Annotated in this window: 16 protein-coding genes; 10 read left to right on the top strand and 6 right to left on the bottom strand. The window is 67.7% G+C overall.

Translation table 11 applies throughout. The features are described 5' to 3' along the window. Positions 1–7: 7 nt before the first annotated feature. From ACFVHY_RS10920 to ACFVHY_RS10895, 6 genes are all read left to right on the top strand, one after another. A complete protein-coding gene (locus tag ACFVHY_RS10920) occupies positions 8–1,087 on the top strand; it encodes an asparaginase (RefSeq protein ID WP_390271664.1) in 1,080 nt (359 codons plus the stop codon). Positions 1,088–1,091: 4 nt separating this feature from the next. Further along, the gene (locus ACFVHY_RS10915) at positions 1,092–1,970 is read left to right on the top strand and encodes a polysaccharide deacetylase (protein WP_211540648.1); all 879 of its coding nucleotides are present in this window, start codon (positions 1,092–1,094) and stop codon (positions 1,968–1,970) included. Positions 1,971–2,064: 94 nt separating this feature from the next. Further along, positions 2,065–3,438: an MFS transporter gene (locus ACFVHY_RS10910; protein ID WP_058252136.1), complete on the top strand. Its 1,374-nt coding sequence runs from the start codon at positions 2,065–2,067 to the stop codon at positions 3,436–3,438. Continuing rightward, on the top strand, positions 3,435–4,199 hold the full coding sequence (locus ACFVHY_RS10905; protein WP_058252137.1) for an SDR family NAD(P)-dependent oxidoreductase: 765 nt from the start codon (positions 3,435–3,437) through the stop codon (positions 4,197–4,199). Before ACFVHY_RS10910 ends, ACFVHY_RS10905 begins: the two co-directional genes overlap by 4 nt. 27 nt (positions 4,200–4,226) lie before the next feature. After that, positions 4,227–4,964 carry an SDR family NAD(P)-dependent oxidoreductase gene (locus ACFVHY_RS10900; protein WP_065632703.1) on the top strand — a complete coding sequence of 246 codons (738 nt, stop codon included), beginning with the start codon at positions 4,227–4,229 and terminating at the stop codon, positions 4,962–4,964. Between the two features lie 86 nt (positions 4,965–5,050). Continuing rightward, on the top strand, positions 5,051–5,233 hold the full coding sequence (locus ACFVHY_RS10895; RefSeq protein WP_390271661.1) for a hypothetical protein: 183 nt from the start codon (positions 5,051–5,053) through the stop codon (positions 5,231–5,233). Positions 5,234–5,295: 62 nt separating this feature from the next. Here ACFVHY_RS10895 and ACFVHY_RS10890 read toward each other — a convergent pair whose 3' ends face one another. The 4 genes from ACFVHY_RS10890 to ACFVHY_RS10875 form a co-directional block, all read right to left on the bottom strand. Continuing rightward, on the bottom strand, positions 5,296–6,156 hold the full coding sequence (locus tag ACFVHY_RS10890; protein WP_390271659.1) for an alpha/beta fold hydrolase: 861 nt from the start codon (positions 6,154–6,156) through the stop codon (positions 5,296–5,298). 172 nt (positions 6,157–6,328) lie between these two features. After that, positions 6,329–7,342 (bottom strand): ketol-acid reductoisomerase, encoded by a 1,014-nt coding sequence (gene ilvC, locus ACFVHY_RS10885; RefSeq protein WP_058252140.1) that lies wholly within the window; start codon positions 7,340–7,342, stop codon positions 6,329–6,331. Between the two features lie 118 nt (positions 7,343–7,460). After that, on the bottom strand, positions 7,461–7,964 hold the full coding sequence (gene ilvN / locus ACFVHY_RS10880) for an acetolactate synthase small subunit (protein WP_058252141.1): 504 nt from the start codon (positions 7,962–7,964) through the stop codon (positions 7,461–7,463). Continuing rightward, the gene (locus tag ACFVHY_RS10875) at positions 7,961–9,925 is read right to left on the bottom strand and encodes an acetolactate synthase large subunit (RefSeq protein WP_058252142.1); all 1,965 of its coding nucleotides are present in this window, start codon (positions 9,923–9,925) and stop codon (positions 7,961–7,963) included. Before ACFVHY_RS10875 ends, ilvN begins: the two co-directional genes overlap by 4 nt. A 347-nt stretch (positions 9,926–10,272) precedes the next feature. Between ACFVHY_RS10875 and ACFVHY_RS10870 the strand changes: the two genes are divergently transcribed. From ACFVHY_RS10870 to ilvD, 3 genes are all read left to right on the top strand, one after another. Next, positions 10,273–10,731 (top strand): PH domain-containing protein, encoded by a 459-nt coding sequence (locus tag ACFVHY_RS10870; RefSeq protein WP_390271656.1) that lies wholly within the window; start codon positions 10,273–10,275, stop codon positions 10,729–10,731. An 80-nt stretch (positions 10,732–10,811) separates the two neighbouring features. Further along, complete coding sequence (gene mgtE / locus ACFVHY_RS10865) at positions 10,812–12,158, top strand: magnesium transporter (protein WP_390271654.1); 1,347 nt, start codon at positions 10,812–10,814, stop codon at positions 12,156–12,158. A 268-nt stretch (positions 12,159–12,426) separates the two neighbouring features. Beyond that, positions 12,427–14,271 (top strand): dihydroxy-acid dehydratase, encoded by a 1,845-nt coding sequence (gene ilvD / locus ACFVHY_RS10860; protein ID WP_390271652.1) that lies wholly within the window; start codon positions 12,427–12,429, stop codon positions 14,269–14,271. Positions 14,272–14,335: 64 nt separating this feature from the next. Here the strand turns inward: ilvD and ACFVHY_RS10855 are convergent, their stop codons facing one another. Continuing rightward, positions 14,336–15,559 (bottom strand): DoxX family protein, encoded by a 1,224-nt coding sequence (locus ACFVHY_RS10855; protein ID WP_390271650.1) that lies wholly within the window; start codon positions 15,557–15,559, stop codon positions 14,336–14,338. A gap of 108 nt (positions 15,560–15,667) precedes the next feature. Here ACFVHY_RS10855 and ACFVHY_RS10850 point away from each other — a divergent pair, with 108 nt between their 5' ends. Then, positions 15,668–16,861, top strand: coding sequence for a PQQ-dependent sugar dehydrogenase (locus tag ACFVHY_RS10850; RefSeq protein ID WP_390271648.1), 1,194 nt, complete (start codon positions 15,668–15,670; stop codon positions 16,859–16,861). Positions 16,862–17,021: 160 nt separating this feature from the next. Here ACFVHY_RS10850 and gatB read toward each other — a convergent pair whose 3' ends face one another. Beyond that, entirely contained in the window at positions 17,022–18,527 is a 1,506-nt protein-coding gene (gene gatB, locus ACFVHY_RS10845; RefSeq protein ID WP_390271646.1) for an Asp-tRNA(Asn)/Glu-tRNA(Gln) amidotransferase subunit GatB, read from the bottom strand. Between the last annotated feature and the right edge of the window lie 118 nt (positions 18,528–18,645).

Raw genomic sequence — 18,645 nt, 5'->3', positions numbered from 1 at the left:
GCAACCGATGACGCGGATCGCCATCGTCGCCACGGGCGGCACCATTGCCTCCGAGGCCACCGACGCCGGGGTCGTGGCGACCAAGACCGCCGCGCAACTCGTCGAACGGGCGGGCCTCGACGACATCGAGATCGAGACGGTCGATCTGATGACGGTGGGCTCCTACCGGCTGACACTCGGACATCTGCGGCAGATCAGTGACGCGGTCGGCGCACTTCTCACCCGGTCCACGGAACGGGTCGACGGCGTGGTGATCACGCACGGAACCGACACCATGGAGGAAACTGCGATCCTCCTCGACCTCGTCCACGACGATCCCCGTCCCGTCGTCCTGACGGGTGCCCAACGGGCCGGCGACAACGCCGACGGTGACGGTCCGGGCAACCTCACCGACGCCGTCCGCGTCGCCGCGACGCCGACCGCCCGCGACCGTGGCGTCATGATCGTCTTCGCCGGACAGATCATCCCCGCCCGGGGGGCACGCAAGATCCACACGACCGCACTCGATGCATTCCGCTCCGTCGTCTCTCCCTCGTCGGGGAAGGTGACGAATGGGCAGGTCTGCTTCGGGCCCACGGCGCCGCGACCCGACCCGTTGCCACGCCCAGATGCTGGATTCGACGACACGCGTGTCGATCTCGTCGACGTCTATCCCGGTGCGGACGACGCGCTGCTGCGCGCGGCTGCGGCCTGCGGCGCCGCCGGAATCGTGCTGGCGGGAACCGGTATCGGCAACGGCAACCCGGCGATCGTCGAAGCCGCGGCCGACCTCGTCGATGACGGCCTGGCGCTCGTCCTGTCCACCCGTGTACCGGCCGGACCCGTCCGCGGCGTCTACGGCAACGGCGGCGGTGCCGATCTGGTCGGCGTCGGCGTCCCACCCGTCTCCGGCCTGCCTGCGACGCAGGCACGGATTCTGTTGGCGCTGTTGCTGTCCACCGGCCGGACGCGCGACCAGCCCCTCGCCCACTTGATCGAGACATATGCAGATGTGTCGCCGAACCGGGCATCGAATTCCGACGTTTCTACCGACATCCACACGACCCTCATCCACGACAACGAACTCCCGAACACCAAGGAGGACTGAAACAATGGCCAAGGAAATCTTCGTAGCTTTCGGCATCGACGTCGACGCGGTCGGCGGCTGGCTCGGCTCATACGGCGGCGAGAACTCTCCTGGGGACATTTCTCGCGGAGTGTTCGCGGGTGAGGTCGGCGTCCCCCGCCTCAATAACCTGCTCGCGAAATACGATCTCCCGGCAACCTGGTTCTGGCCGGGGCACTCCGTCGAGACATTCCCCGAACAGTTCGATCAGGTCGTCGCCGCGGGACACGAGATCGGTTTGCACGGATACAGTCACGAGAACCCGATCGCGATGACACGTGAGCAGGAATCGGAGATCCTCGATCACTGCATCGATCTGATCAGCACTCGGACCGGCAAGCGGCCCACCGGATACGTCGCGCCATGGTGGGAGTTCAGCAAGGTCACCAACGAGTTGCTCGTCGAGCGCGGGATCACCTACGACCACTCGCTGATGCATCGTGACTTCGAGCCGTACTACGTCCGGGTGGGTGACTCATGGACCCCGATCGATTACGACAAGCCGGCCGCGGAATGGATGAAACCGCTCGTCCGCGGTGAGGAGACCGACCTGGTCGAGATCCCGGCGAGCTGGTACCTCGACGATCTCCCCCCGATGATGTTCATCAAGGGCAGCCCGAACAGCCACGGATTCGTCAATCCGCGACACATCGAGGAGATGTGGCGTGACCAGTTCGACTGGGTCTATCGCGAAAGCGACTACGCCGTCTTCACATTCACCATCCACCCGGACGTCTCCGGCCGGCCGCAGGTGTTGCTCATGCTCGAGCGCCTGATCGAGCACATCAATTCGCACGACGGTATCCGTTGGGCGAATTTCGACACCATCGCCGAAGACTTCAAGAAGCGCTCGCCGCGCCGCTGACTTCCGGGCCGCCGACTGCCGCACCGCCCATTCCCCTATGCCGACCCGATGACGCGCCGGCTTCGCACATCCCACTGAGCAAGAGAGCACAACCATGTCTCAATCCACCACCCCACCCCCGGGGCTGCGTCGTGTCACCGGCAAGGAGACCCGACGCGCGTCCGGAATCGCGTTCTTCGCCTGGACGATCGCGGTGTACGACTTCATCCTGTTCGGCACGTTGCTCCCGCGGATCGAGGAGTCGTTCGGCTGGTCGACCAGTCACGCACTCCTGGTCTCCACCCTGGTGAGCGTCGGCACCGCGATCGTGGTCCTCCTCGTAGGTCCCATGGTCGACAAGCTCGGACGTCGCAAGGGCATGATCATCTCGGTCGGCGGTACCGCGGCGTCGTCGGCGGCCACGGCGGCGACGTTCGGCGCGACCTCGCTGATCGGTGTCCGCGCGATCAGTGGCCTCGGCCTCGCCGAGCAGTCGGTCAACGCCACGTATCTCAACGAGCTCTACGAGCTGACCGAGGACGAGAAGATCAAGAAGCGTCGTGGGTTCGTCTACTCGATGGTCCAGACCGGTTGGCCGGCCGGCGCATTGCTCGCGGCCGGATTCGTCGCCATCGTGACGGCCATCTTCGGCGCGGACTCCTGGCGGATCGCGTTCCTGCTGGCCACCATTCCCGCGGTCATCGTCGCCCTCGTGTGCCGCACCCTCAAGGAGAGCCCGCAATTCGAGGCGCAGCACGCGGTCAAGCAACTCCGCAAGGCCGGAAAGCACGACGAGGCGGAGGCCCTCGCGGCCGCGACCGCCACGGTCGAGCAGACCTCGGCACCCTTCAAACGGATCTTCACCGGCAAGCACCTGCGCAACACGGTCGTGTTGTCCCTGGCCTGGCTGCTCAACTGGTTCGCGATCCAGACCTTCTCGGTCCTGGGTACCACGGTGCTGGAGAAGGGTAAGGGGATCGACGCCTCGAGCACCCTCATCCTCGTGGTGCTGTCGAATCTGGTCGCGGTCGCGGGTTACCTCGCGCACGGCTGGGCCGGCGACCGATTCGGGCGGCGCAACACCATTGCCGTCGGCTGGTTGCTCTCGGGTCTGTTCTTCGGCGCGATGCTGCTCGGACCGTCGAGTCAGATCTTCGTGCTCGTGACCTACATGATGGGCCTGTTCTTCCTCCTAGGCCCGTACGCCGCCATCATGTTCTTCCAGGCGGAGTGCTTCGACACCGATTGTCGCGCAACGGGAAGTGCCTTCATCGGCGCGATGTCGCAACCCGGAGCGATCATCTCGGGCTTCATCCTGACCGGTCTCACCGCGGCATCGGTCGGTTACTCGACCGCCGCGCTCTGGGTCGGTGCTCTCGGCGCCATCGCGTCGGCGGTGATCGTGCTCGGCGCACGCAAGGTCGCCGACACGCCGCCGCAGGCCGGCGTGCCCGCGGGCCCCACGACGACGGCAGGAGCACAGGCATGACCGACCCGGCCGTCGCCATGATCACCGGCGCCGCTTCGGGCATCGGCGCCGCCACCGCGGTCTGCCTGGCCGAACGAGGCGTGCGCGTGGGGATCGGGACATTCCCGGGCGACCCGCACGATCCGGAGACGACGCTGCGGGACGTCAGCGACGCCGGTGGACAGGGGCGGATCGTCGAGGTCGACGTGCGCTCGACCGAGTCGGTGGACGCCTTCGCCGCGGACCTCGTGTCGGCGTGGGGACGTCTCGACATCGCGGTCGCGAACGCGGGAATCCTCCGCGAGGCCTCGTTCGATTCCATCACCGACGAACAATGGCACGACATGATGGCCGTCGACCTGCATGGCGTCATGCGGACGGCTCGCGCCGGACTCCGCCACATGACCGAAGGCGGATCGGTGACCGTGATCTCGTCGATCGCCGGCGGTGTCTACGGGTGGCAGAACCACGCCCACTACGCGACGGCCAAAGCCGGGATCATCGGTCTGGCTCGAAGTCTCGCCGTCGAATACGGGCCCCGGGGCATCCGCGCGAACGCCATCATCCCCGGCCTCATCCGGACTCCGCAGTCGAGTGACGCCGTCAATTCGCTCGGCCCCGAGGGCTTGGACCGGGCAGGGGGTTACATCCCCTGGGGTCGGGTCGGCCATCCACGGGAGGTAGCCGAGGTGATCGCCTTCCTCTCGAGTCCGCAGGCCTCCTATGTCAGCGGTCAGGCGATCGTCGTCGACGGGGCACTGACCACCGCTATGCGCGACTGAACAACGGGTTGAAAGAGAGGATCTGACATGACCGGAATTCTCCGGGGCCGGCGCGCTCTGGTCACCGGCGCGGCGTCGGGAATCGGGCGTGCGATCGCGTCGGCCTATCTCGCCGAGGGCGCCACTGTGACGCTTGCGGATCGCGATCATCGGGTGACCGCAGTCGCCGACGAGGTCGGCGCCCGGCGCGGGGTCGTTCTGGATGCGACATCCGAGCCCGAGGTCGATGCGCTGGTCGCGCGGATGGTCGACGAGGACGGTGGACTCGACATCCTCGTCTGCTCGCACGGCATCCTCACCCAGTCGCCGACCGTGGACATGTCCACCGAGATGTGGCGTGAGACCATCGACATCGATCTCACCAGCGTCTTCTTGTGCAATCGGACGGCGCTGCGGCCGATGTTGGCCCAGGGCGCCGGGCGCATCATCAACGTGGCCTCGCAGCTGGGCATCAAAGGCGGTGTCTCGCTGGCGCATTACGCCGCGGCGAAGGCTGGCGTGATCGCGATGACGAAGTCGATCTCGCTCGAGACCGCGGGACGTGGCGTGCTCGTGAATGCCATCGCACCCGGTCCGATCGACACCCCCATGGTCGAGGGCATCGACGACGGGTGGAAGCGAGACAAGCGCGCCGAACTCCCCCTCGGACGGTTCGGCCGGCCCGAGGAGATCGCACCGGCAGCCGTGCTCCTCGCTTCCGATCCGGGTGGCAACCTGTTCGTCGGGCAGGTACTCGGCCCCAATTCCGGCGACGTGATGCCCTGATGTGCGGAGGTTGCGCAGGCGCACCGCCGGATTGGGCCGCGGAGTTCGTGTCCGGGCCTCGCCGGCGTGCGGACGTGGCCCGGCGGATGTCGGAGCTGCTGCGCCGCGACCATGTTCGGGCCATTCCCTCGGGATGGGTGGTCAGCGCCCCCACCGGTTCCGCGGTGGTGTGTCGCACCTACGACGAACTCGTCGACATCGTCTCCCGGCGGTCCGGACTCGAGACTGCCCACGTACGGGAACGGGGTCTGGCGGCACACGCCATGTGACGATCACGATCACCGCCGCGGCTACCGGAGAACTTCCGGCAGCCGCGGCGTCGTCGGTGAGGTCACCGCGGTAACGTCACCGCCCCGAGCCAGTCCTCGATCTGCCGGGTGACCGCTGCCGTCGCTTCCAGAGGTGCGAGATGTCCGACACCGTCGAGGATCACGGGGTCGCGGCGGTCGGGCAGGAGGTCTCGTAGCTGCGTGGCCTGCTCGACGGGAATCCACGGATCGTCGGCGCCCCAGCCGATTCGCGTCGGGCACCGGACCTCCGACAGGCGTTCCGCGACAGGTCTCGTGTGCTCCGGCCGCAAGGCCGCGATCTGACGATAGAACCCAGCTTTGCCGGCCCCGCCGAGCCACGGACGAGTCAGCGCGTCGAGGTCATCGTCGGTCAGCCGATGCCGCGCGGCACCGGCGATGTACTCGCGCACCAACGCCGCGTGCAAGGGGTCGGGAAGTTGCTCGAAGACCTCGGTGTTGTCGGCGACCAGTCGAAAGAAGGGCGACCCCCACGGATCCAGAGTCACGATGTCCCAGAGGAACAACGACGCGTACTCGCGACCGTGGAGCAGATGCGCACCCAGTGCCACCGCGCCCCCGATGTCGTGTGCGATCACGTGCGGCCGCGTCAGACCCCACTGTGACTGCAGCACAGCGAATCTCGACATCTGGGTCGCCAGATCCACCGGTGCGTCCCTGACCATCGACTGCCCGTATCCGGGCATGTCCCACAGGAAGACCCGGCGACCGAGGCCGATCTGTTGCGCCACGCCGGCCCACACGTACGCCGACCACGGAGTCCCGTGGCACATCACCACATCGATGTCGGTGTGCCCCGCCGGCTCGAGAACATATGTCGCAACACGCTCCCCGTCAACGCCGACATAGACCGGCGGCGGCAGAACGATCCCTTGGCTGTCCACGAGTCAGACATTAAACCCGTCGAGCCGAACCCACCCATTTTCGGTATTTCCTCACCCCGCGACCCCGGTGGGTTTGCCGAAAAGGGGTGGGTCTGCGGAGACGCACGCGGGCCCGCACCACATCGGTGCGGACCCGCTGTCGGCGCTGCGTTCAGCGCAATACCGCTGCGACTCAGGCGGTCTCGGTGATCGGACGATCAACCCAGCTCATCAGGTCGCGCAGCTTCTTGCCGGTGACCTCGATCGGGTGCTCGGCGTTCTCCTTGCGCAGGCCCTCGAGCTCCTTGTTGCCGCCCTCGACGTTGGCGACGAGGCGCTTGACGAAGGTGCCGTCCTGGATGTCGGTGAGGATGCCGCGCATGCGCTCCTTGGTGTCGGCGTCGATGACCCGCGGGCCCGACACGTAACCGCCGAACTCGGCGGTGTCCGAGACCGAGTAGTTCATGCGCGCGATGCCGCCCTCGTACATGAGGTCGACGATCAGCTTGAGCTCGTGCAGCACCTCGAAGTAGGCCATCTCGGGGGCGTAACCCGCCTCGACCATCACCTCGAAGCCGGTCTTGACCAGTTCCTCGGTGCCGCCGCACAGCACGGCCTGCTCGCCGAAGAGGTCGGTCTCGGTCTCTTCCTTGAACGTGGTCTTGATGATTCCGGCACGACCACCGCCGATGGCGCTGGCGTAGCTCAGCGCAAGCGCCTGGCCCTCGCCCTTGGGGTCCTGGTGGACGGCGATGAGCGCGGGAACGCCCTTGCCGTCGACGAACTGGCGGCGCACGAGGTGGCCGGGGCCCTTCGGGGCGACCATCGCGACGGTCACGTTCTCCGGCGCCTTGATGAGGCCGAAGTGGATGTTGAGACCGTGGCCGAAGAACAGCGCGTTGCCGTCCTGCAGGTTCGGCTCGATGTCCTCGGTGAAGATCTTCGCCTGCGAGGTGTCGGGCGCCAGCACCATGATGACGTCGGCCCAGGCGGCGGCCTCGGATGCGGTGAGCACCTTGAGGCCCTGCTCCTCGGCCTTGGCCTTCGACTTGGAGCCCTCACGCAGACCGATCACGACGTCGACGCCGGAATCGCGCAGCGACAGCGAATGCGCATGGCCCTGGCTGCCGTAGCCGATCACCGCGACCTTGCGACCCTGGATGATCGACAGATCCGCGTCGTCGTCGTAGAACAGTTCGATGGCCACTATGTTTCCCTTCGATATGTGGTGTCCCTGGCGGATTCTCGGAATCCGTCGGGATTCGTAATTCCCTTGTCGCTCCTCGCCGATGCTCAGATGAGCGCGACGACAGCGGGATTCTCTGTCAGCGGTTGGCCGACATGCTCTTCGGTCCCCGACCGAGGGTCACCGCGCCCGATTGCGCGATCTCCCGGATTCCATACGGATCGAGCATCCGCAGAAGTGCTTCGAGTTTTTCCGACGTGCCGGTGGCCTCGATCGTCAGCGACTCGGGCGAGACGTCGATCACCTTGGCGCGGAACAGGTTCACCACCTCGATGACCTCGGTGCGCACCGTCGAATCCGACCGCACCTTGACCATCATCAGCTCGCGCGAGACCGAGCTCGCCGGGTCCTGCTCGACGATCTTGATCACGTTGATCAACTTGTTGAGCTGCTTGGTGACCTGCTCGAGGGGGAAGTCCTCCACCGAGACCATGATGGTCATCCGCGAGATGCCCTTGAGCTCGGTGGGGCCCACGGCGAGTGACTCGATGTTGAATCCGCGCCTCGAGAACAGCGCCGAGATCCGCGCGAGGACGCCGGGTCGGTCTTCGACCAGGACACTGAGGGTATGGGTGGTGCTCACTGCTCGTCCTTCTGGTTTGCGCGATCGGCCGGCGCGTTGTCGACCGTTTGATGGCCATCCATCGCCTGGTGGATCTCCACCGGACCCGACGCCGACTCGTCGTCGTCGAACAGCGGCCGGATGTCGCGGGCGGCCATGATCTCGTCGTTGCCGGTGCCGGCGGCGACCATCGGCCACACCTGGGCGTCCTTGCCGACGATGAAGTCGATGACCACCGGGCGGTCGTTGATCTCCCGCGCCTTCGCGATCACCTCGTCGACGTCTTCCTCGCGCTCGACGCGGAAGGCCACGCAGCCCAGCGCCTCCGAGAGCTTGACGAAGTCCGGGATCATCCGCGAGTGCGTCGACAGATCGGTGTTCGAGTAACGCTCTTCGTAGAACAGCGTCTGCCACTGACGGACCATGCCCAGGTTGCCGTTGTTGATCAGCGCCACCTTGATCGGGATGCCCTCGATCGCGCAGGTGGCGAGTTCCTGGTTGGTCATCTGGAAACAGCCGTCACCGTCGATCGCCCAGACCTCGGCGTCGGGGTCGGCGGCCTTGGCGCCCATGGCGGCGGGCACCGCGTAGCCCATCGTGCCCAGACCACCGGAGTTGAGCCAGGTGCGCGGCTTCTCGTAGGAGATGAACTGTGCGGCCCACATCTGGTGCTGGCCAACACCTGCGCAGTACACCGCGTCCGGGCCGGCGGCCTTGCCGAGGGCCTGGATGACGAACTCCGGCGACATCGAGCCGTCGGTCTGACGGTCGTAGCTCAGCGGATAGGTCCGACGCAGGTTGTCGAGGTAGGACCACCACTGCGAGATGTCGGGAGTCGAGCCACTGGTCGCCCGCTCCTCACGCAGCGCCTCGGTGAGCTCGGCGATGACCGCCTTGCAGTCACCGACGATCGGCACGTCGACGGGCCGGTTCTTGCCGATCTCGGCGGGGTCGATGTCGGCATGGATGACCTTGGCGTTCGGCGCGAACGACGACAACTGTCCGGTGACCCGGTCGTCGAAGCGTGCTCCGAGGGTGATCAGCAGGTCGCTGCGCTGCAGGCCCGCGACCGCCGCCACCGTGCCGTGCATGCCGGGCATGCCCAGGTGCAGCTGGTGGCTGTCGGGGAACGCGCCGCGTGCCATCAGCGTGGTGACCACCGGGATGCCGGTCAGCTCGGCCAGTTCCAGCAGCTCGGCCGACGCGTTCGCCTTGATGACACCGCCGCCGACGTAGAGCACCGGCGACTTCGCGGCGTTGATCATGCGCGCCGCCTCACGAACCTGCTTGCCGTGCGGCTTGGTCACCGGACGGTAGCCGGGCAGGTCGATCTGCGGCGGCCAGGAGAACGTGGTCTGGGCCTGCAAGATGTCTTTGGGGATGTCGACCAGGACCGCGCCGGGACGACCGCTCTCGGCGATGTGGAACGCCTCGGCGATGGTCTTCGGGATGTCGATCGCCCGGCTGACCAGGAAGTTGTGCTTGGTGACGGGCATCGTGATACCCGAGATGTCGGCTTCCTGGAACGCATCGGTGCCGATGAGCGCGCGACCGACCTGGCCGGTGATCGCGACGACCGGCACCGAGTCCATCTGGGCGTCGGCCAGCGGGGTCACCAGGTTGGTGGCACCGGGACCGGACGTGGCCATCATGACGCCGGCCCGCCCGGCGACCTGGGCGTACCCGGTCGCGGCGTGACCTGCGCCCTGCTCGTGACGGACGAGGACGTGGCGGACCTTCTGCGAGTCCAGCAGCGGGTCGTAGACCGGCAGGACCGCGCCACCCGGAATGCCGAAGACGACCTCGACACCGAGCTCCTCGAGGGAACGAACCACAGACTGGGCGCCGCTGACACGCTCGGGAGCAACGGTGTGCTGGGTTACCGCACGGAGGTTGCCCGCCGCCGGAGACTGCTGCCGCAGTCCTGCGTTGCGCGTCGGCTCGTTGCGGCCGGCGTCGGTGCGTGCTGTTGGTGCGCTCACTGCACGATCCTCATCTTGGTTGTGGAATCCGATATCGGTGATGGAAGTACCTGGCATGAAAAAACCCCCGACAGCTTCCGCTGTTCGAGGGTGGCGCGTCGATGCCGGTTGGGGGTCTGCGAGGTGACCGGTCAGGCGAAGACGCGCCAGCCGATTACTACGAGGATCCCGTTCTGCATCACGCGTTCACGGTAGGACTGTGTTCGGTTCCGAGTCAAACTCCGGACCACACCGTCTCACCATCTGGGAAAACACTGGTCGAGTCGGTTGTCTGCGCACCTCGATTTCGGTCCGGCGCGACGAACCCGTCAGCGAGAGGCCTCGGGGCCGGTTGGCACAATGGAACGGTGCCGACTGATTCCACCGACCCCGTAGACCCGAAGACCAGCACGACCCCTGCCGACGACGACGTCGCATTCGACTATCCGGTGACGTTCCGTATCAATCGGACCGCCTACTTCACGGTCCCGATGGCCGCTCTGGTGGTCGTGCTCCTGGTCGGCGCCTCCCTGTGGTTTGCCTTCGCCCTGATCGTCCCGGTCCTGGTCTGGCTGTGGATCCACCGGTTGCGGACCGTGGTCACCGAGAACGGACTCACCTCGGTGCGGATGTTCTCGACCACCGAGATCGCCTGGTCCGACATCGCCGGACTGCAGTTCCCGAAGTGGAGTTCGGTGCGTGCGGTCCTGACGGATGGCAGTCGAGTTCGTCTGCCCGCCATCGGTTTCCGTGATCTTCCCGCGTTGTCGCTCGTCAGTGGTGGCCGCATTCCGGACCCCTTCGAGGCGGCCCGCTCTGCCGAGTAGTCACGGTCTCCTCGTTTCTGGCACGGATCCGACTCCGCTCGGTCTCAGAGGCCTCCACCTGCCGGCGATAGAGTGCGGCCGTGGAGCACACCCGAACATTCGACGCCGGTGAACTCGACGAACTGATCTCGGCAGGTCGCCTCGCAGACGTCGGGACGACGCTGTCCGCGATGCCCGCGGGCGACATCGCCGCCCTGCTCGACCGGCTCCCCCACAAGTCCCGTGGCGTCGCGTTCCGTCTGCTGGCCAAGGACCTCGCGGTGGAGGTGTTCGACGATCTGTCGGCCGGCTCCCAGCGCCGCCTCATCGACGATCTGGGCACCGCGGACGTGGCCGCCGCCTTCGACCACCTCGACCCCGACGATCGCGCCGAGTTGCTGGACGAGTTGCCCGCCGGAGTCGCCAAGTCGCTGATCCAGCAGCTCACCCCGGCCGAACGCGACATGACCGCGGTGGTTCTCGGCTACCCGCGCGGTTCGGTGGGGCGTCGGATGAGTCCTGAGTTCGTCCACGCCCGAGAGGACGAACCGGCCGGCGACGCGTTGGCCCGCGTGCGAGAACGCGGACACGCCGCGGAGACGATCTACACGGTGCCCGTCCTCGATGGCGCTCGCTCGCTGTGCGGTGTGGTCAGCCTGCGCGACCTGCTCCTGGCCGACCCGGCCGAACCCGTCCACGACCTGATGAACAAGCCGATGTTCGCTCATGCCGAGGATGACGCCGAGGCCACCGCACAGCGGTGTGTGGATCGCGGAATCCTCGCGATGCCCGTCGTCGACAACGACGGCCGCCTGGTCGGGGTCCTGACCATCGATGACGCCGTCGACGTCGTCGAGCAGGCCCGGGACACCGACGAGGCCCGTGCGGGCGCGCGTGAACCCCTCCGCGACCCGTACCTGTTCTCGTCCATCCTGTCGATCACGCGCGCCCGGATCGTGTGGTTGTTCGTGCTCGCGGTGTCGGCGATCCTCACCGTCAACGTGCTGGAGATCTTCGAGGGCACCCTCGAGCAGCGGGTCGCGCTTGCACTGTTCATCCCGCTGCTCACCGGGATCGGCGGGAACACCGGTTCGCAGGCGGCGACGACCGTGACCCGCGCACTCGCCACCGACGAGGTCGCCCCGCGCGACGTCGCCCGCGTCGCCGCCAAGGAGGTCCGCGTCGGACTGACCATGGGCGCGCTACTCGGACTCGCCGGGTTCACCGTCGCCGCACTCGTCTACGGCCTCGAGATCGGTGTGGTGATCGGCCTGACGATCCTGTCGGTGTGCACCCTGGCCGCGACCGTGGGCGGCGTGATGCCGCTGATCGCGAAGTCGATCCGCGTCGATCCCGCGGTTTTCTCCACGCCGTTCATCTCGACGTTCTGCGACGCCACCGGCCTTCTCCTCTACTTCTCGATCGCCAAGACGGTGCTGGGGATCTGACCCCGACCGAGGACGGCACCGGCGCGGCCCGGCCCGCACGCCCGAATGGTTTTGTTACGCATCGTCACAGCGGAGTAGCCTGCTTCTCGGTGCTCCCTCACGCCCACCCTCAGCGAGGCGGCGCCCGTCAACACAGTTCGCCCCGGCCACAGCCCGTGGGAACACACCCGGGGTCGCGGTGTTGAGCCGAAGAGTCCGGCGCCGGTCCGTCACCGCACGTCCGATCGCGCCGGGCCCGCCTGAGCCACACGATCGATTCGAGGAACCCATGCCTGCTCTGAGGTCACGTACCACCACCGTCGGCCGCGAAGCCGCCGGCGCCCGCTCCCTGTGGCGCGCCACCGGGATGACCGACGACGACTTCGGCAAGCCGATCGTGGCCATCGCCAACTCCTACACCCAGTTCGTGCCGGGGCATGTGCACCTGAAGGACGTCGGCGACATCGTGGCCGAGGCCGTGCGGGCCGCCGGTGGCGTGCCGCGGGAGTTCCACACCATCGCCGTCGACGACGGCATCGCGATGGGTCACGGCGGTATGCTCTACTCGCTGCCCAGTCGCGAGATCATCGCCGACTCGGTCGAATACATGGTCAACGCCCACACCGCGGACGCGCTGGTGTGTATCTCCAACTGCGACAAGATCACTCCCGGCATGCTCAACGCCGCGATGCGCCTGAACATCCCGACGGTGTTCGTCTCCGGCGGGCCGATGGAAGCCGGCAAGGCAGTCGTCGTCGGCGATGTCGCACATCCGTCGTCGGACCTGATCACCACGATCTCGGCGTCGGCGAACAGTGCTGTCGACGACGCCGGACTCGACGAGGTCGAGCGGTCGGCGTGCCCCACGTGCGGTTCGTGCTCGGGCATGTTCACGGCCAATTCGATGAACTGCCTCACCGAAGCTCTCGGACTGGCACTGCCAGGCAACGGCTCGACGCTTGCCACCCACGAGGCCCGCCGCGCCCTGTTCGCGCGCGCCGGCACGGTCGTCGTCGATGCGGCGACACGTTGGTATCGCGACGACGACGCATCGGTGCTGCCGCGGAACATCGCCACGCCGACCGCGTTTCGCAACGCGATGGCCCTCGACGTCGCGATGGGCGGTTCGACCAACACCGTCCTGCACATCCTCGCCGCCGCGCAGGAGGGAGAGGTCGCCGATTTCGACCTCGGGGTCATCGACGAGATCAGCCGCAACGTGCCGTGTCTGTCGAAGGTCTCGCCGAATTCGGACTACCACATGGAGGACGTCCACCGGGCCGGCGGAATCCCGGCGATCCTCGGGGAACTGCGCCGCGCGGGCCTGCTCGACGACACCGCGTCAACCGTGCACACCCCGACCATGGCCCAGGCGCTCGACGACTGGGACATCCGCGGCGGCAAGGCGATCGACGAGGCCGTCGAACTCTTCTACGCCGCACCGGGCGGCGTCCGCACCACCACTCCGTTCTCGACGTCGAACCGGTGGAGTTCGCTCGACACCGATGCCGCGGGCGGTTGCATCCGCGACCTCGAGCACGCCTACACCGTCGAGGGCGGTCTGTGCGTGCTGCGCGGCAACCTCGCCCCCGACGGCGCTGTCCTGAAGACGGCGGGCATCGACGAGGACCTGTGGCACTTCGAGGGCCCGGCCCGTGTCGTCGAGAGCCAGGAAGACGCCGTCCAGGTCATCCTCTCCAAGACCATCCAGGCCGGTGAGGTCCTCGTCGTGCGGTACGAGGGTCCCGCGGGGGGCCCCGGCATGCAGGAGATGCTGCATCCGACGGCCTTCATGAAGGGCACCGGGATGGGCAAGAAGTGCGCGCTCATCACCGACGGCCGGTTCTCCGGCGGATCATCGGGCCTGTCGGTCGGTCACATGTCCCCCGAAGCCGCGTCGGGTGGTGCCATCGGACTCGTCGAGGACGGCGACCCGATCCTCATCGACGTCAAGACCCGCCGCCTCGAGGTCCTGGTCGACGACGAGGTGCTCGCCGAGCGCCGCGCCAAGATGGAGGCCTCCGAACGGCCGTGGCAGCCGAAGGACCGTCAGCGCACGGTGACCACCGCACTGCGCGCGTACGCCAAGCTCGCGACGTCGGCCGACCGCGGCGCGGTGCGTCAGGTCGACTGACTACTCAGCACAGAGCGCGGGGGACGTATCGGATTCCGATACGTCCCCCGCGTTCTGTGTCGACTCAGATGAGCGGGTTGCTCCCGTTGGCCAGGACCCAGACGGCGACGGCGGCGGCCACGCCGACGATGAGCCAGAGGAACGAGCCGACGAACGGCCGTCGCGCCCAACCCCGCGGATAGTCGAGTGAGTACAGGCCCGGGCCGGTCAGGATGACGACCGCCGCGGCCACCGCGAGGAAGAGCTCGAACTCGACCCCGCCAGCGGCGGCGAAGAACGAGAAGCCATCGGCCATCGACATCTTGTAGGCCGCGGCGACGAGCATGGTGCCGAGGATCGCCGACGCCCCGATCGGGGTCAGCAGTCCGAGGATCACCATCAGTCCACCGATCGTCTCCGACAGTGCACCGACGATCGCGAGGATCTGGGCGTAGTCGGCGGTGAAGCCGGCGTCGACGAGCATGGACTCGAAGCCGCTCAGCCGCGGACCGTTCCACAACCCGAAGAGTTTCTGCAGGCCATGCGCACCGACGAGGCCGCCGAGCGCGACGCGCAACAGCAACAACCCCAGGTCGATGGTGCCGCGTCGCGATTTCGCGAGCGCGTCCTCGAGGTCGTCGTCGACCGCGACACCGCGACGATCGTCGGTGTCGTCGTCGGTTCGGCGCCGCCCGAACCGACGTCGACCGCGCGGCTCGTCGTCGAGCACTTCGGTGTCGGACGCGGCGTCGTGCGCTCGGGCACGGGAGATCAGATCGTCGTCGTCATCGACGAAGTCGTAGCGCGCGGTGCCGACCGGCGGCAGGGCGGGCTCCGGGGTGGTGACCGCGTCGTCGGCGGTCTGCACGCGCGCGGGGCCGGGCTGTTCGGCGAACTGCACGGTCTCGAAGTCGTCGTCGGCCGGTGCCGGCGTTCCGACGCCGGGCCCCGCTGCCGTCGCGGCCGGTCGCGTCGGCGCCGGGCCGGGCCGAGGAGTCGGAGGCGCAGCCGCGGCCACCGAACGGGTCTCGACGTCGCCGGGATCGAGGTCGTCGAGATCGTCCACCCGGGAGTAGGGGGCCGGCGACCGCCGGGCGTGCCGGTTGTAGAAGTCGTCGCGGTCGGTCACCGCGGGTGGCGTCGGAGGGCCGGCGTCGGGACGCGAACTGCCCGCCCCGGGTCCCGTGCCGGGTGCGCCCGGTGCGCCGGTCGCGCCGCCCGGGACCGGGATCTGTCCGGTCGGTTCGTCGTAGGGGCTCGTCGCCGGTGTGTCGCGCTCGCTGGTGCCCGACGTGTCGCGTTCGCTCACACGCCCGACTCTAGAGGCTCGCGGACTGCGGTCACCGGACCCCGACGGGGTGAGTCGGGGCACCACGCTCGGGGCACCGCAACCCGGAGCACCATTACTGTGGACGCCATGTGGAAGGGGCGCCCGACGGGCACGTGCGACGATGCCCGGACGAGTTCAGCCGCGTCGGCGGACCGCCGGGCGACGGCACGGTGGCGAGTGCTGGTGACGGTGCTGACGGCCGTCGTGGTGCTGGTCGGCGGCTGCGCGGACTTCAGCGCCCAGGACAATCAACGCGAGGCGGGTGCGTTCAGCCCCAACAACCGCCCGAGCGGCCAGCCCGAGCCGACGCCGCCGCCGGAGACCCCGCGCGAGACGCAACCGCCGCCGACCGGCCCGTGCGTCGACCCCGACCCCGCGGTGATCGCGACGTGTCTCGCGTCCACCGGCGGTGTGGTGCCCGGCGACGAGCAGGGCGAGGTCACCGTCGTCGCCGAACGCACGACCGGCAAGATCATCACGACCAAGCGCTACGGGCCTGCCCGGACCCTGGGAGAGACGCCGGTCGATGCGTCCGGTGACGGCGGTCTGATCGATTTCGCCTACTCCCCCACCTATCCTCAGGACCGGTTGATCTACGCCTACATCACGACCCCGTCGGACAACCGCATCGTCCGCCTGGCACCGGGAGACGTGCCCAAGCCGATCCTGACCGGCATCCCCAAGGGCGCCACCGGGAACATGGGCGCGATGTACTTCCGGTCCCCGACCGAACTCGTCGTAGCCACCGGCAATGCCGGGAATCCCGCGGCCGCAAACGATCCGTCGTCCCTCGCCGGCAAGGTACTGCTGGTGACCTCGTTCACCTCTGGCGACGGCCCGCGCCCGGCGATCCTCGCATCTGGCTTCGGGTCGTCGGTGGCGTTGTGTCCCAACGCTTCCACCGGGACGGTCTATGTCGCCGACCAGACGGCCACCGAGGATCGAGTGCAGGTGCTCGAAGAGGGCGGACCCAAGGTGCTGTGGACCTGGCCGGACCGACCGCAAATCGCGGGTTGCGGGGTCGCCGGCGGCAGCATCTTCGTCTCGACGACGCGCACCCAACGCATCGAGGCCATCAACGAGCCCACTCGCGAGGAGCCGACGATCACCGCTCCGGCCGTCGTGCTCGACCGGCGGTACGGTGCCCTCGGCCGGATGGCCGCGCTCCCCAACGGGCTCCTGCAGGTGGCGACCGTCAACAAGGAGGTGGGTTCAGCGAAGCCCACCGACGATCGCGTGTTCCGCTTCCTGCCCTCCGGCGGCGGCAACGACCGGACGTGACCGGGACGCCTCGCGCCGTCGTGGACTACGAAAGAACCTCCGCTCCCTGAGGAGGCCGGAGCTTGCGGAGGCCGTCACGAAGGGTCTGCGACGTAACTCACCAAGACCCTTCGTGACGCTCGCAAGCTCGCTCCTCAGGGAGCGGGGGGCTGTGCCCGCCTCAGGAACAGGCCGCGATGACCAGTTCCTTGACGCGGGCCGGGTCTGCTTGTCCGCGAGTCGCTTTCATGACGTCTCCGACGATCTTGCCGGCGGCCTGGACCTTCCCGCCGCGGATCTTGTCGGCGATGTCGGGGTTGGCGGCGAGCGCGTCGTCGACGGCCTTCTGGAGCGCGGAGTCGTCCCGAACCACCTCGAGGCCGCGGTCGGCGACGATCTGGGCGGGCTCACCCTCACCGTCGAGGACGGCGGTCGCGACCTGCTGCGCCAGTTTGGTCGTGAGTTTGCCCTCGTCGACCAGCCCGATGATCTCGGCGACCTGCGCCGGCGTGATGGACAGGTCGGCGAGTTCGACTCCGCGAGAATTGGCCTGCTGCGCAAGGAAGGACACCCACCAGCCACGGGCCGCCTCGGGTGCTGCCCCGGCATCGACGGTGGCGATGATGAGATCGACCGCGCCGACGTTGACGAGGTCACGCATGACCTCGTCGGAGACTCCCCAGTCCTCCTGGATGCGGGCGCGACGTAGCCACGGCAGCTCGGGCAGGTTCGCCCGCAACTCCTCGATCCACGCCGAATCCGGCTGCACCGGAGGCAGATCCGGCTCCGGGAAGTAGCGGTAGTCCTCGGCGGTCTCCTTGCGGCGCCCGGCCGACGTGGTGCCGTCGGTCTCGTGGAAGTGCCGCGTCTCCTGGACGATCTCGCCTCCGACCTTCAGGATGGCGGCCTGACGGCGCATCTCGTAGCGAACCGCCACCTCGACGCTCTTGAGCGAGTTGACGTTCTTGGTCTCGGTGCGCGTACCGAACTCGGTGGCGTCCTTGGTCTTCAGCGACAGGTTCACATCGCAGCGCATCGAGCCCTGGTCCATGCGCACGTCCGACACGTCCAGCGACTTGAGCAGATCACGCAGTGCCGACACGTAGGCCCGGGCGACCTCGGGTGCGCGTTCCCCCGCGCCCTCGATGGGCCGCGTCACGATCTCGACGAGCGGCACGCCCGCGCGGTTGTAGTCGAGCAGCGAATGACTCGCCCCATGGATCCGGCCGGTGGAGCCGCCGATGTGCAGCGACTTGCCGGTGTCCTCCTCCATGTGGGCGCGCTCGATCTCGACCCGCCAGGTGGTGCCGTCGCCGAGCACGACGTCGAGGAAACCGTCGTAGGCGATCGGCTCGTCGTACTGCGAGATCTGGTAGTTCTTCGGCTGATCCGGGTAGAAGTAGTTCTTCCGCGCGAAGACGCTCGACGGCCGGATGGAGCAGTTCAGCGCGAGGCCGATGCGGATCGCGGACTCGATGGCCTTGGCGTTGGCGACCGGGAGCGAACCCGGCAGTCCGATGCACACCGGGCACACCTGGGTGTTCGGGTCGGCGCCGAACTCGGTGGGGCACCCGCAGAACATCTTGGTCGCGGTGCCCAGCTCGACGTGCACCTCGAGACCCATCACCGGATCGAATGCGGCGAGCACCTCGTCGTAGTCCAACAGGTCGACGGCTGCGGAAGTCATAGCGGCCAGTTTATGCGGCGATATCCCAGGGGCACGTTCAGGGTGATCACCGATGCCGGGAGCCGGACCCGCTCGTAGCGTGGATGTCACCGGCGAACGACGCCGGACCACAATCCAC

This window comes from Gordonia sp. NPDC127522 (genome assembly GCF_042672305.1).
GTDB classification, from domain to species: Bacteria; Actinomycetota; Actinomycetes; order Mycobacteriales; family Mycobacteriaceae; genus Gordonia; species Gordonia hongkongensis.
Note: the sequence above shows the minus strand (reverse complement) of the source record. Positions and strands in the feature narration are given on the sequence as shown.

Bases quoted from the DNA above. Each gene is read 5' to 3' on its own strand.
- ACFVHY_RS10910 (WP_058252136.1), top strand. From the start codon at position 2,065: ATGTCTCAATCCACCACCCCACCCCCGGGGCTGCGTCGTGTCACCGGC.
- ACFVHY_RS10920 (WP_390271664.1), top strand. From the start codon at position 8: ATGACGCGGATCGCCATCGTCGCCACGGGCGGCACCATTGCCTCCGAG.
- gatB (WP_390271646.1), bottom strand. From the start codon at position 18,527: ATGACTTCCGCAGCCGTCGACCTGTTGGACTACGACGAGGTGCTCGCC.
- ACFVHY_RS10900 (WP_065632703.1), top strand. From the start codon at position 4,227: ATGACCGGAATTCTCCGGGGCCGGCGCGCTCTGGTCACCGGCGCGGCG.
- ACFVHY_RS10850 (WP_390271648.1), top strand. From the start codon at position 15,668: ATGTGGAAGGGGCGCCCGACGGGCACGTGCGACGATGCCCGGACGAGT.
- ilvD (WP_390271652.1), top strand. From the start codon at position 12,427: ATGCCTGCTCTGAGGTCACGTACCACCACCGTCGGCCGCGAAGCCGCC.
- ACFVHY_RS10915 (WP_211540648.1), top strand. From the start codon at position 1,092: ATGGCCAAGGAAATCTTCGTAGCTTTCGGCATCGACGTCGACGCGGTC.
- ACFVHY_RS10905 (WP_058252137.1), top strand. From the start codon at position 3,435: ATGACCGACCCGGCCGTCGCCATGATCACCGGCGCCGCTTCGGGCATC.
- ACFVHY_RS10895 (WP_390271661.1), top strand. From the start codon at position 5,051: ATGTCGGAGCTGCTGCGCCGCGACCATGTTCGGGCCATTCCCTCGGGA.